Source organism: Cupriavidus sp. UBA2010 (assembly GCF_002335265.1).
Taxonomy (GTDB): Bacteria; Pseudomonadota; Gammaproteobacteria; order Burkholderiales; family Burkholderiaceae; genus Cupriavidus; species Cupriavidus metallidurans.
This window is the reverse complement of the sequence record NZ_DDCI01000009.1, coordinates 219,138-232,441: the sequence shown is the minus strand read 5'-3', so window position 1 is coordinate 232,441 and position 13,304 is coordinate 219,138. Positions and strand designations below refer to the sequence as shown.

Sequence of the window (13,304 nt, the reverse complement as noted above, 5' to 3'; positions counted from 1 at the left end):
TTTGCAGTCGACAGATAACTTGGGCACGACGACGCCCATATAATCCGCAGCTGCCACATCGCCATCCCTCTTTTTCTCCCCCGACCTGCGCTGGGCTACGCCAGCCTGGCTGGCACGACCTGCGTGCATCTGCCTCATGCCGTCCGCTGGCCGCCACATTCCTCGGGCGCGGCAACTGTCGTGCCGGCACCATGCTTGAGTCGGCATCGGAGTCTCCCGCTACGTGCACCGCTCGACAATGGCCGTGCTGTTGGCAAGCGCCTCCATCATCTTGCCGCGTTCGACCACCGCGTCGACGTAATAGTCGGCCTCGACTCGCAGCAGCCTGTTGCGATTCAGCATTCTTGCCAGTGCAATCGATTGCCAATAGGCGAAGTGAGACCGTTTTACCCCCGGCTGGTAGAGCTGGTTGACGAGTGTTTCGTGCCGTCCTGTCCGGCGCGAACCCGCGCTACCCGGAACGGGCAGCGCGGTATGCCAGGCGTAGGCCGCGTGATAGGCCGCGTAGTAGCTACGGCTGATCGACGAGCGGTAGGCCACCTCCCCCATCGCCGCCCCGGCAATGTCGGCGGCGAAATGGAGCATCTCCCGCGCATCGACACTCATGCCTGAAACACAACGTCGAGTTGGGCCGAAGGCAACAGGCCTCGCGCAAGCTGGACGGCGGTCAACGCCTCGTTGAGCGCGAACATATCAACGCCACGACCCACGCGCACGACGAGCAGCACCGCATCGTCACCGCCGTCAAAACCTGCGTAGACACGCGAGACCTCACAGTCCGCGAGCGACATGCCACGGCGATGCAGCAGTTCGTCGGCCGCCTCCAGATGCGCCGCTTCGGGATCGTCTGGCAGACCGCCGCCGCCGCTCAACGACACGACAGGCGCCATTGCCTGCATCGGACCAAGCTCCACCTCGCATCTCGTGGTCCGATCGTCCAGAGTCATTTCCATCATCATTCCCTCCCTGCCAGTGACCATCCAACATTGGATGACGGAAATTCTAGGCGTGGGGAACGGTGAAAAACCGAGGGACCTGCAAAATGCGATTCGTCTCATCCCAACGGCCGCGCACTGGCTGCCCAAAGACAGTCCGAAAGCGTGCCGACTATCGATGCGATCGGAACATGGAGTCATCCATCGGAGCATCGACCGCAACATCGGGGTCTCCCAGCATACGCACGAGCACCGTTTCCATCCGCTCGATTGACGCCGACTTCGGCAGATGCTCCTGTACACCGCACGCGCGCAGCGACGACGGCACATGCATCCACATGTTGTCCGACAGCAGCAGGATGCGCGCATTGGGCAGCGCCTGGTGCAAGCGCCGCAGCAGATACCAGTTGTCGAAGGCGTCCACTGTCATGCCGTAGATGACCAGCACGTCTTCCAGGCTATGCGCGAACAGCAGGATCCCCTCGGGATCGATACTCTCCACCGGGCCGATGCCTGGCATACGTTCAAGCAGGCGTTGCATACCCAGCCTGGTCAGTGGATGGCTCTCAATCACGATCGCGCCCATGGTGTGCTCCTGTGCTCCGCTGTTTGTCTGCGGAGACACATGGCGCAAACGTCGTGCCAGCGGTGGCGCGCACCGGACGACGGCGCGGCGTGGCGGCGATACGTTACCGGAGGCGGGATGGCGGGCGATCAGGCCAGAGTGGCCTGGGGGCGGCGACGTTACGACTCGCGTAACGTGTCACGTTCCCCGTAACGTGCTGCATCCGTTTGGAAGCAGGAACGGAAGGTGCGCCACCCGCGTCAGTTCACGGCGATGCGGTCGTCCACCACGCGTATCTGGCCGCCTGGCTTGTCTTCCATGACCTTGAGCACCTTGTGGCCGACCTGCAGCGTCACGCCGCCGTGGATATGCCGGCCCACCGCGATCTGCGCCTGCTCGGACGGCTTCATCTGCTCGGCCAGGTGGGCGATCTCCGCGTCGAGCTCGAACAGGTCGCGATTGATCCTGTACATCGTGGCACGCGCCTTCTCGCGGATGTCCCCCGTGGCGCGTTCGGGGTGCTTGGCAAAGAACGCCACGAGTTGCTGGAGTTTGCACTGTTCCTCGACGATCTTGCCGCGCCGGACTTCCAGTTCCGCCTTCTGCTCGTCGGCAAGCGGGTTGAGTCCGACCTGCACGGTAGTGGCGGTACCCGCCGGCGCGCCCAGGGTCCCCGTGCTGACACTCTGCATCGCCCGCGTACGCCCGCCGCTGATGCTGCCTGGCGCGCTCGGCACGCCAACCACCACCCGTTCGCCCGCGGAGACGTCGCTCTGCCGAATCCCGCTCTCCACGATTACCTCGGCCACCGCCTCGACGATCGCATTCTGGATGAAGCGCGCATGAACGGAGCCCTTGCTGCGCACGCTGGCAATCTCACTCGGGGCGCCACCGCTCGCGGTTTCTGCCTTGCCGATGATGCCGCCCTTGACGATCACATCGCCGCCGGCCTGCACACTGGCGGCTTCGATCGTCCCCTGCACAACCACATCACCGGTGACACGTACCGACATGCCGGTGCGGATATCGCCCGACACGCGGAGCGACCCATCGAAATTGACGTTGCCGGAATGCAGGTCGACGGCATCGACGTCGACCACCGGACTGACGATCACACCATGTGGCAGCACCCGGGGCGAGCCTGCGATCAAGGCGATCAACAGCAGTGGATCATTCGGATCGGTTGCCACGCCGGTCAGATCGGACGCGTAGGGCGTATCCACCACAGGGTCGGCCGGAATCGTCTTGCCAAGCACATCCATGCCGTCCTTGCCCGATCTGGCCGGCGTGCGGCGCATCAGCGCGGTACCCGGATTGACGAGCAGGAGACTACCGAGATCGCGCAGGTCGACACGCTCGTCCTCGTTCTCCGCCAGGACAGGCCTGCGGGGCTGGACAAGGCTCTCGAAGCGCGCTGTCTCACCCTGCAGGGGCGCCACGCCGCGCGCGATCTCGCGACCCTCGCAGCTACCGGCCTCCAGCGCAACGCCGATCGCCGCACTATCGAGCAAGGCCACCACCCCCATCGAAGCCGCGGCGGCGGCGATCTCTTCGGCCGTGATTGGCCGGCCGCCTTCCGAGGCCACCAGCGTCAGCAACAGCCGCAGCTTGTCGGCCGTGATCTCAAGTTCGAATTCGCCATCCAGGACGCTGCCGATCACTGCGTCAATCTCGCGATCGGTCAGTTGGCATTGCGTCAGGAAGCCCGTCACGGCGGCGGCGTCCAGCCGCGCGCCCTGCCAGCCGTGCTCGGCCAGGCAAGCTTCCAGCGAAGCGTCCAGGCTGGCGCGATCGGGCGGCAAGTGGCCCACGTCCGGTGTAAAGCAAGCCCTGACCTGGCTCCCAGGCTGGCTGAGTTCCAGGCGCAACCCCGCGTCGGCTGTCATGTGTCCCCGCCTCTATGCTGCATGTCGCAACAGCCGGCCTGGGCCCATCGCCCGGGGACTTTCCGCAAAGACCCACCGAATCCGTCGCCAACTGTGCTTGTCGTCGATCCATGTTCAACGGCGCCGGCGGTGTGAACTTGAGCCCACAAAAGTAGGGGGGGCGCAATTTCGGTAAACTAGCGCCCTCCGATGTCCCCGCCCCAAGGCACCACCCCGATGTCCAGCACCTACGAAGTCCGTCCCGGCCAGTCAATCGAACTGCTCAAGGAACTCCACATCCTGACGCGTGACGGCAAGATGAATCAGGACAGCCGCCGCAAGCTCAAGCAGGTCTATCACCTGTACCAGTTCATCGAGCCACTGCTGCGCGAGGTAAAGGACGAAAAAGGCACGGTCTCGCTGGTGGACCACGGCGCGGGCAAGTCGTATCTCGGGTTCATCCTCTTCGATCTCTTCTTCAAGGACCTGAAGGACAGCTCACACATCTACGGCATCGAGACCCGCGAGGAACTGGTGACCAGCTCGCAGGCGCTGGCCAGCCGCCTGGGCTTCGGTGGGATGTCGTTCCTGAACCTCTCCGTGGCCGATTCGATCACGTCGCCCGCATTGCCGCAGACCATCGACGTCGTCACCGCCCTGCATGCGTGCAATACGGCCACCGACGATGCGATCCACTTCGCGCTGGCCAAGCAGGCACGGCACATCGTGCTGGTGCCCTGCTGCCAGGCCGAGGTAGCGAGCGTGCTGCGCAAGCACAAAGGCAAGTTGCTGGCCGGCAATCCGCTGACGGAAATCTGGCGCCACCCACTGCACACGCGAGAGTTCGGCAGCCAGGTCACCAACGTGCTGCGCTGCCTGCAGCTTGAAGCGCACGGCTATCAGGTCAGCGTGACGGAGCTGGTGGGCTGGGAACACTCGATGAAGAACGAACTGATCATCGCCCAGTACAAGGATTTGCCGCGCCGCCGTCCGGCGGAGCGCTTGCACAATGTGCTGGAATCGCTCGGCCTGGAAGAACTGAACGAGCGATTCTTCACCGCGCCCTGATCCGGGCTGCGGTCGGAGGACGCATCGGAGATCGCGTCAGCAATCGAGTCAGAGATCGCTCTTGCCAGCCATCCATTCGAGCCAGCCTGCGTGGCCGAGCCGGCGCATCGTTTCCATATTGCGCTCGTAGATATCCTCCGCCTCCGGGAACGCTTCGGCGGCACGCGCGATGCTGTCTTCACGCAGCAAGTGCAGGATCGGATACGGCGCGCGATTCGTGTAGTTCTCGATGTCGTCGGGCTCGGTGCCCTCGAACTGGTAGCGCGGATGGAAACTCGCAATCTGCAACGTACCCTCGAGCTTCAGGCTACGCAGCAGGCGATCGGCGAAATACAGGAAGTCGTTGTAGGCCAGGAAGTCGCCCAGCGCGTGCGGCACAATCAGCAGAATCGTGTCGATCTTCTCCGGATCGGACGTCTCCAGCAGGCGTAACTCGCGCTCGAGATCGTCCAGCACGTCCTCGTCGCGCGTCGCGTCGCTGATCACGTAGCGGACCTGATCCTTGACATACACGCTCTTGGCAAACGGGCACAGGTTCAGGCCGATCACCGCGCGCGCCAACCAGTGGCGCACGTTCTCGATGATGCCATCGTTGTCGGCAGGATTGGCCAGCCCGGCCTGATCGGTCGTGTTCACGCTCATGCGTTCGCGATGCTCAAGGCCACGGCCTCGGCGACTTCGATGCCGTCGATCGCCGCCGAGTAGATTCCCCCGGCATAACCGGCACCTTCGCCGGCGGGATAGAGCCCCTTCACGTTGATGCTCTGATAGTTCTCGCGATCACGGCGAATCCGCAGCGGAGAAGACGTGCGCGTCTCCACGCCGGTCAGCACCGCATCGTGCATCGCAAACCCTGCGATCTTCTTGTCGATCTCGGGCAGCGCCTCGCGGATCGCGTCGATGACATAGTCTGGCAGCGCCGTGCTCAGGTCGGTCGGGGTCACACCCGGCTTGTACGACGGCTCCACCGAGCCGAGCGCCGTCGAGGCACGCCCTGCGATGAAATCGCCAACCAGTTGCCCCGGGGCGCGATAGTCGCTGCCACCCAGTGCGAACGCACGCTCTTCCCACTTGCGCTGGAATGCGATCCCGGCCAGCGGGCCACCCGGGAAGTCCTCCTCGGGTGTGATCCCCACGACGATACCGGCATTGGCATTGCGCTCGGCGCGGTAGTACTGGCTCATCCCGTTGGTCACGAGCCGGCCCGGCTCGGACGCGGCGGCCACCACGGTACCGCCCGGGCACATGCAGAAGCTGTACACCGCGCGGCCATTGCTGGCGTGGTGAACCACCTTGTAGTCGGCAGCGCCCAGCAGCTTGTTGCCGGCGAACTTGCCGAAGCGGCTGCGGTTGATCAAGCCTTGCGGATGCTCGATGCGGAAGCCCAGCGAGAACGGCTTGGCCTCCATGAAGACGCCTCGGTCATGCAGCATCTCGAACGTGTCGCGCGCGCTGTGGCCCACAGCCAGGATGACGTGGTCACAAGGCAGATAGTCGCCAGTGGACAGCTTCAGCCCGCGCACCTGGCCGTTGTCAATATCGACATCGTCCACGCGCGTCTCGAAGCGGATCTCGGCGCCCAGCGACAGCATCTCCGCGCGCATCTTCTCGACCATGCTCACCAGCCGGAACGTGCCGATGTGCGGCCGCGCCTTGTACAGGATGTCCTCCGGCGCGCCCGCGCGCACGAACTCGTCGAGCACCTTGCGGCCGTAGTGCTTCGGATCCTTGATCTGGCTGTAGAGCTTGCCGTCGGAGAACGTGCCCGCGCCGCCTTCGCCGAACTGCACGTTCGACTCGGGGTTCAGCACGCTCTTGCGCCAGAGTCCGAACGTGTCCTTGGTTCGCTCGCGTACTTCCTTGCCGCGCTCGAGAATGATCGGGCGGAAGCCCATCTGCGCCAGGATCAGGCCGGCAAGCAGGCCACATGGGCCCAGGCCGATCACCACTGGTCGCGACTTCGGCCCGCCCTCGGGTGCGCGGGCAACGAAGTGGTAGGCCATGTCCGGCGTCACGCTCCAGTTCGGTTTGCGAGCCATCCGCTTCAGGGCGCCCGCCTCGTCCTTGACCTCGATATCGATGATGTAGGTCAGCTTGATATCGTCGCGCTTGCGCGCGTCATGCGCGCGGCGAAAGACGGTAAAACCGATGAGCCCGTCGCCCTTGACGCCGATCTGCGCGAGATGGGCGCGCACGGCGGCGTCCAGGTCGCTTTCGGTATGGTCGAGCGGGAGTTTGACTTCACTGAGACGTAGCATGGGGTACCGATGGTTCTGTGGCCTTGGTGTCTGGTGGCCGGGAGTTGCCCAGCAGGAAGCCAGAACGGCCGAAGCGGGATTTTATCAGCCGCCACCATCCTGGGCGCGGCGCCGGCACCATGATTTGGCAGCGCGCGGCCCCCTGCGCGGCCAGGCAAGTCCAACCTGTGACTTGGATCACAAGCACGTCCCCGGCATACAGCGTGTGCACGGCCTGGCTGATATCGCTGGCCAGCCAGCGTGGCGCGGTGGTCACGACAATGCCCCCGCCCTCGACATGCACGATCGTGCCGGCTGACAGGTGCTCGAAAAAGCACTGGCCGGCAGCGAGCCGGATAGTGCGGGAAACGGGTCCGGGAAGTTCGGTCGATTCGGTAGATTCGGCGGGCTTGATGAATGACATGGCGTGGCTCCTGGGTCGCAAAATCATGCAAACAAGGCTACCGAGCCGCCCGCCTTGCCAACAGGCACAAGCCATCGCGAGCGCAACCAGAACAGATGTCAAACTTGCGCCCTGTTACGATACAGAGACACCGCATCTGTATCTGTTCCACTTCGCCCCATCGCGCGAAGATGCCCCCATGACCGCCAACCTCGCCCCCGCCGCATCGCCTCAGTCCTCCGCCCCGCTCTACCAGCAGGTGGCGGGCCATTATCGGCAGGCGATTTCGGTGGGCACGCTGGCGCCGGGTGACCGGATGCCGTCCGTGCGTTCGCTGATGGGGCTGCACGACGTGAGCTTGTCCACGGCGCTCCAGGCCTGCCGCGAGCTTGAGGCGGCCGGCCTGCTCGAAGCGCGGCCGCGCTCGGGCTATTTCGTGCGTGCTCCCGCGCGGCCCTCGCTGGCCCCGATCGAGGAGCCAGCCACCGGATTGCCGGACCCCGCGCAGTACGTCGGCATCCACCAGCGCATCTCCGCAATCCTGGCGCGCGGCCAGCATTACCGGATCAACTTCGGCGGTGCCTGCGGGGCGCCGGAGCTGTATCCGGCGGCCGCGTTGCGCAATGCCGCCACGCGGGCACTGCGGCGATACCCGATGCTCTTTGGCAGTTCGGTCGACTTCGACGGCCACCCCGCGTTTCGCGCGGCATTGGCCAGGCACGCGTTGCGCGCGCGGATCAACGTCGCGCCCGAGGACATCGTGGTCACACACGGCTGCACCGAAGCCCTGACGCTGGCCCTGCGGGCCGTGGCCAACCCCGGCGATGTCATCGCCGTGGAATCGCCGACGTACTACGGCCTGCTGCAGATTCTCGAAAGCCTGGGAATGCGCGCGCTCGAGATTCCTTGCAGCCCGCAGACCGGCATGTCGCTCGAGGCGCTGGATCTGGCTGCCCAGACCTACGACAACATCAAGGCCGTCTGCGTGGTGCCGAACCTGCAGAATCCACTCGGCTGCGTCATGCCGGACACACACAAACAGCGCCTAGTGAACTGGTGCGCCACACGCGGCCTCACGCTGATCGAAGACGACTGCTGCTCGGCCACCTTCGACGACGAGGTGCCGCTGACGGCCGCCAAGGCATGGGACACAACGGGCTCCGTGATCTACTGCGGGTCACTCCACAAGATCCTGGCACCCGGCATGCGACTCGGCTGGATCACGGCGGGCAAGTGGCAGGCGCGCGTGGAGATGCTCAAGTTCGGCCTGTCGCGCCCGAACGAGATGCTGACGCAGATCGCCGTGGCCGAGTTCATGGGCACGGGGGCATTCGAGCGTCACCTGCGTCGCCTGCGCACCCAGTTGCGAACCCAGCGCGAATGGATGGCCCAGAGGATCGCAGCCACCTTCCCGTCGGGTACCCGCCTGACGCTGCCGCGCGGCGGACTGCATCTTTGGGTGGAAATGCCCCAGTCGATCTCGTCGGAAGCGGTCTTCGAACAGGCGCTGGCCGAGGGCATCCGGGTGATGCCAGGCGCCATGTTCTCGAACTCGAATCGATTCAATCACTACCTGCGGCTGAACTGCGGCATTCCCAGATCTCCGGAAATCGAGCGCGCGCTCGATACCGTGGCGGGCGTGGTTCGGCGCATGGCCGCCTGAACGTGGCGCCGATGCCGACGCCGGCATCGTTCTTGCGAGATTTCTTCCCCGATTCGGGCACGCTCGCCTATCCTATTGCGCGATACGCCGAACACAAAAAATGGGGAGAAAAAATTGGCGCAAGGACCCGCCGCTTCGCGGCTCGACGATGACTATCGAACGCTGTTCCAGCTAGCGCCCGTTTCGCTGTGGCTGGAGGATTTCAGCGCGGTGCGGCAGGCCTTCACGCAGTTGCGGGCCGATGGCGTCACCAATCTGCGCCGCCACCTGCGCGACAACCCCTCGGAAGTGGCACGGTGCTCTTCTCTGATTCGCGTGCTCGACGTCAACCGCCGGACGCTGGACCTCTTCCGCGCCGCCGATCTGGATACGCTGGTTGCCAACCTCCACACCGTGTTTCGCGACGACATGTTCGATCAACACGTCGAGGAACTCGGACAACTGTGGGACGGCGATAATCGTTTCTCGAGCCAGACCGTCAACTACACGCTCGACGGCGAGCGACTCGACATCCGTCTGGAGGCCCGCGTCATGCCTGGGCACGAGGACGACTGGTCGCGTGTGCTGCTGTCGATCGAGGACATCACGGCCCGCGTGCGCAACGAACGTGACCTGCGGCGGGCCCAGCAGTACGCCGTGGGCCTGTTCGAGCATTCACCGGTATCGCTCTGGGTGGAAGACTTCAGCGTGGTCAAGATGCTGCTCGACGAAGTCCGCGCGGCGGGGATCACGGATTTCCGCACGTTCCTGAACGTGCACCCCGATTTCGTCTCGCGCTGCATGCAGGAGATCCGCGTGCTCGACGTCAACCAGCAGACGCTGGCGATGTTCGGCGCACCCAGCAAGGAAATCCTGCTGTCGCGACTCGGCGACGTGTTTCGCGACGACATGCGCATCCACTTTGCCGAGCAACTGGTCGACCTCTGGCATGAAAAGCTCTGGCAACAGCGCGAAGTCATCAACTACGCGCTGGACGGCCGCCCGGTGGACGTGTTCATGCAGTGGTCGGTGTTTCCGGGGCGAGAGGCTGACTGGGACCAGGTGCTGGTGTCGCTGACCGACATCACGGCACGCAAGAAGGCCGAAGCCTACGTCGAGTTCCTCGGCAAGCACGACGTGCTGACCAAACTCTACAACCGCGCGTACTACGAGGATGAACTGGCGCGACTGGGCCGCAAGGGGCCGTGGCCGGTCAGCGTGATCGCGGTGGACCTGAATGGACTGAAGGCCGTGAACGATCAGTTCGGCCACGGGGATGGCGACGGCCTGCTACGCCGTACTGGAGAAGTGCTGAAGAAAGCCGTGGGCGAACAGGCTTGCATTGCGCGCACCGGTGGCGACGAGTTCATGGTGCTGCTTCCCGGGCGCGACGAGCGGGGTGCCGCGACGGTAGTGGAGCAGATCGAAGAGGTGGTCGTCCTCAACAACCAGTTCTATCCCGGCGCGCGGCTGTCATTCTCGATCGGGTCGGCCACCTGCATGCAGGGCGACCGCCTGACCGATGCCGTGAAAACTGCGGACAGACGGATGTACGACGCCAAGCGCGCCTACTACGAGGCGCTGGGCAACGAACGCGCGACGCAGAACGACTGAGTACGAAAAAAGCCGGCTAAGCCGGCTTTTTCATTTTCGTTTGCAGCGAGGCACGTCACTCAGATAAACACGATCAACGCGACGCCACCGATGATCAGGCCAAACTTGGTCACGTAGTACAGGTTCTTGTTCCAGGCCTTGAAGCGGCGACGGTACTGACCGCCGAGCCAGACAAAGCGGAACAGCTTGTTGATCATGCCGGTCTGGTCGTTTTCGTCGTTCGGCGAACTCGCGGCGGTCATCACCTTGCGCCCCAACCAATGGTTGACCGCAGCAGCCCAGCGATAGCGCATCGGCCGCTCGATATCGCAGAACAGGATCAGGCGATCGGTCTCGCTCTTGTTCTCGGCCCAGTGCAGGTACGTTTCATCGAACACCACACCCTGCCCGTCACGCCAGCTATGCCGCTCGCCATCTACCTCGATGAAGCAGCGATCGTCATTCGGCGTGGCCAGGCCCAGGTGATAGCGCAGCGATCCGGCGAATGGATCACGGTGCGGATTGAGCTTGCCGCCGGGCGGCAGCTCGGCAAACATCGCGGCCTTGACCGATGGCATATCGCGCAGCAGTGCGACCGTGTTGGGGCACAGCGCTTCCGCCGACGGGTGCTGGGCTTCGTACCACTTCAGGTAGAAGCGCTTCCAGCCGTACTTGAAGAACGAATTGAATCCGGCGTCATCGTTCTTGTCGGCAGCCTTGATCTTGCGCATCGCGATCAGCGCCAGGCCTTCGTCACGAATCTGCGGCCAGGCCGAACGGATCTTCTCCAGATCGGGAAACCGCTCGACCGGAATGTACGGCGTGCGCGGCACACCGGAGAAGATGTACATGAAGCAGTTAAAGGGCGCGACCAGCGCTGAATGATCCAGCAACTGGCGCATAAAAGGCAGACGTACCTTGCCGCGGAAGTGCACATACAGGATGGCACCCAGATAGGCCGCGACGATAATCCACTTGATCACCCGAAATCCTCCAGGACAGACGCCGCCCGAGTGCCGGGCGGGAAACGCGCTATTTTAGCGAATCGGCGATCCCGGTGCACCCGTGTGATTCAGGCAACTCTTTTATCTGCCCGCGAGCACTCAGGACTTGCCTCGCGACTGGCGGGAGATCCTGTCGATCAGCACTCGCGCGTCATCCGACTTGCCCTGCAGGGTAAGCAGCCTGGCATTAAGCACGATGTTCTCGAGCACGAGCTTGGCGGTAGACGCCCAAAGCGTGGCCAGCAGCGCCTCATGCGACATGCCGGAAGTCTCGAGTTCGGTGGAACGCTCGGCGATCAGTTTGCAGGCCATCGCCCGCAGGGCTTCATCGTCGAACGGCAGGTTTGCGTAATCGATGGGATCGGCCTTCTCCACCTCCACCATCAGTTGCAGCAGCATCTGTTCGGTCATCGGCAACCTCCTCTGGCAAGCGATCGTCACACGCGGAAATCTGCAGCCATGTCGACATCTGTACGTGCTTCAAGGCGCCCGGAGCGACAGGCCTTCACGAACAGATCGTAATCCCGTTCCACCTGATCGGCGTAAGCGTTCGAATAGGCGATCAGGGACTCGGCCATGCGGTCGCTGGCGCCGAGATACCCGCTGATCTCGGCGGCGTGTCCGCTGGCCTTGGCATGGGCGCGCGCCAGCACCCAGCCGCACACCTGGCCGTAGGTCGCCAGCAGATCGGCGTCCATGAGTTCGATATCGACCGAGAACTTCATGTCGCGCAACTGGCGGATATAGAAATGGCGTCCGAACGGCCCCTTCGACCAACCGAGAAACAGGTCACTGGCCGCCTGCATCAGACGCTGCCCGTCCACGACACGGCGGCCTTCGTGCGACACCGCCGCCGACTTGAAGTAGCGCGCGACCACCGACTTGGTAGCCTCCTTGACCTGCAGGAACAACGGCTTGCCGTGGCCATCGATCAGCAACAGGATCAGGCAACGCGTGCCGACGCTGCCAACGCCGACCACTTTGAAAGCCATGTCCTGCAGCTTGAAATGGTCGAGCAGCCGGCGCCGGTCGGCCGCAAGCGTCGACTTGTAGTCGCTGAAGGATTGGTCGATCAGCTTGGACGGATCCTCGATGCTGAGCCAGTCATCGTCGGCCTCGAACAGCGTTTGCGCGCCATGGACATGGAACACCGCAGGCGGCGCATCGAGAATGCGCCAGCGGTCCCCATCGTGCTCGGTAAGCTTTGGCAACAGCGATTCATGGGTTCGCGCCGCGGCCCTCTCCATCGCGCGCCGGATGCGCTTCTGCACTTCCGGGTTGACCGCGGATTCGAGCAGGCGCTCGAAGGTAATGCGGTCGTACCAGGTATCGAGAATGGCCATCTCCGCATACTCGGCCATACGGTCACGGTAGCTGTTGGCGACCTGGTAGACCATGTTGTCGGCGGCAGTGGCGCCGTGGCGAAGATGGCGTGCGGCAACGACAAAACTTGCGGCCAGGCGCTTCAGGTCCCACTCCCATGGTCCCGGGCTGGTTTCGTCGAAATCATTGACGTCGAACAGTAGCGCGCGCTCGGGTGTGGCAAAGCCGCCAAAATTCATCAGGTGGCAGTCGCCGCAGATCTGCATCGTGAGCGATGAGTTCGGCGTTCCGGCCAGATCGTGCGCCTGGATGATCGCGCTGCCGCGATAGAACGTGAAAGGCGAAGCGATCATTCGCCCGTAACGCAGGGGGATGAGGCGTGAGACGCGACCAGCGCTGCTCTCTTCCAGCAACGAAATCGGATCGCGGTCGACGTTGCCAATCACTGCATGATCACGGCGCTGCACTTTCTGCCGCAGGGCCTTGCCGCGCGCGCGGCGTTCTTCGACTTCTGCCACGTTTTCCACACATCCTCCATGTCTGGGCGTTACGACATTTCTGATTTGTGCAGCATATGCAACCACGCTAAGCGAACGCCGACGGCTTGTCAATTTGGCGCCCCACACTGGGTACAGCCTCCATGAAAGTGCCTTAGCGTCACATTCCCTT

Annotated in this window: 13 protein-coding genes; 3 read left to right on the top strand and 10 right to left on the bottom strand. The window is 63.6% G+C overall.

Translation table 11 applies throughout. The annotated features are described in order from the left end of the window. Positions 1 to 219: 219 nt before the first annotated feature. The 4 genes from B2246_RS04455 to B2246_RS04440 all read right to left on the bottom strand — a co-directional run bounded on the left by B2246_RS04455 (position 220) and on the right by B2246_RS04440 (position 3,386). Entirely contained in the window at positions 220 to 606 is a 387-nt protein-coding gene (locus B2246_RS04455; protein ID WP_008649748.1) for a hypothetical protein, read from the bottom strand. Continuing rightward, positions 603 to 947 carry a hypothetical protein gene (locus B2246_RS04450; protein ID WP_286879835.1) on the bottom strand — a complete coding sequence of 115 codons (345 nt, stop codon included), beginning with the start codon at positions 945 to 947 and terminating at the stop codon, positions 603 to 605. The genes B2246_RS04455 and B2246_RS04450 overlap by 4 nt, the downstream gene beginning before the upstream one ends. Before the next feature lie 160 nt (positions 948 to 1,107). Beyond that, positions 1,108 to 1,521 carry a response regulator transcription factor gene (locus B2246_RS04445; protein ID WP_008649746.1) on the bottom strand — a complete coding sequence of 138 codons (414 nt, stop codon included), beginning with the start codon at positions 1,519 to 1,521 and terminating at the stop codon, positions 1,108 to 1,110. A gap of 239 nt (positions 1,522 to 1,760) precedes the next feature. Further along, positions 1,761 to 3,386: a DUF342 domain-containing protein gene (locus B2246_RS04440; protein WP_186426401.1), complete on the bottom strand. Its 1,626-nt coding sequence runs from the start codon at positions 3,384 to 3,386 to the stop codon at positions 1,761 to 1,763. Positions 3,387 to 3,602: 216 nt separating this feature from the next. Here B2246_RS04440 and B2246_RS04435 point away from each other — a divergent pair, with 216 nt between their 5' ends. Continuing rightward, positions 3,603 to 4,433, top strand: a complete 831-nt coding sequence (locus B2246_RS04435; protein WP_008649744.1) for a class I SAM-dependent methyltransferase — start codon at positions 3,603 to 3,605, stop codon at positions 4,431 to 4,433. A 48-nt stretch (positions 4,434 to 4,481) separates the two neighbouring features. On the opposite strand, the gene B2246_RS04430 is transcribed toward B2246_RS04435, so the two are convergent. The 3 genes from B2246_RS04430 to B2246_RS04420 are packed head-to-tail and all read right to left on the bottom strand — an operon-like array spanning position 4,482 to position 7,094. Continuing rightward, complete coding sequence (locus B2246_RS04430; protein ID WP_286879834.1) at positions 4,482 to 5,075, bottom strand: DUF1415 domain-containing protein; 594 nt, start codon at positions 5,073 to 5,075, stop codon at positions 4,482 to 4,484. Continuing rightward, the gene (locus B2246_RS04425) at positions 5,072 to 6,691 is read right to left on the bottom strand and encodes an NAD(P)/FAD-dependent oxidoreductase (RefSeq protein WP_008649742.1); all 1,620 of its coding nucleotides are present in this window, start codon (positions 6,689 to 6,691) and stop codon (positions 5,072 to 5,074) included. The genes B2246_RS04430 and B2246_RS04425 overlap by 4 nt, the downstream gene beginning before the upstream one ends. Next, positions 6,675 to 7,094: a hypothetical protein gene (locus tag B2246_RS04420; protein ID WP_008649741.1), complete on the bottom strand. Its 420-nt coding sequence runs from the start codon at positions 7,092 to 7,094 to the stop codon at positions 6,675 to 6,677. The genes B2246_RS04425 and B2246_RS04420 overlap by 17 nt, the downstream gene beginning before the upstream one ends. A 178-nt stretch (positions 7,095 to 7,272) precedes the next feature. Between B2246_RS04420 and B2246_RS04415 the strand changes: the two genes are divergently transcribed. After that, on the top strand, positions 7,273 to 8,736 hold the full coding sequence (locus tag B2246_RS04415) for a PLP-dependent aminotransferase family protein (protein ID WP_051705319.1): 1,464 nt from the start codon (positions 7,273 to 7,275) through the stop codon (positions 8,734 to 8,736). A 114-nt stretch (positions 8,737 to 8,850) separates the two neighbouring features. Continuing rightward, positions 8,851 to 10,329, top strand: coding sequence for a sensor domain-containing diguanylate cyclase (locus B2246_RS04410; protein WP_017513105.1), 1,479 nt, complete (start codon positions 8,851 to 8,853; stop codon positions 10,327 to 10,329). A 59-nt stretch (positions 10,330 to 10,388) separates the two neighbouring features. Here the strand turns inward: B2246_RS04410 and lpxO are convergent, their stop codons facing one another. The 3 genes from lpxO to B2246_RS04395 all read right to left on the bottom strand — a co-directional run bounded on the left by lpxO (position 10,389) and on the right by B2246_RS04395 (position 13,162). Then, positions 10,389 to 11,291: a lipid A hydroxylase LpxO gene (lpxO, locus tag B2246_RS04405; protein ID WP_008649738.1), complete on the bottom strand. Its 903-nt coding sequence runs from the start codon at positions 11,289 to 11,291 to the stop codon at positions 10,389 to 10,391. A 120-nt stretch (positions 11,292 to 11,411) separates the two neighbouring features. Beyond that, positions 11,412 to 11,723 (bottom strand): hypothetical protein, encoded by a 312-nt coding sequence (locus B2246_RS04400; protein WP_008649737.1) that lies wholly within the window; start codon positions 11,721 to 11,723, stop codon positions 11,412 to 11,414. 26 nt (positions 11,724 to 11,749) lie between these two features. After that, positions 11,750 to 13,162: a DUF2252 domain-containing protein gene (locus B2246_RS04395; protein WP_186426400.1), complete on the bottom strand. Its 1,413-nt coding sequence runs from the start codon at positions 13,160 to 13,162 to the stop codon at positions 11,750 to 11,752. Positions 13,163 to 13,304: the final 142 nt, after the last annotated feature.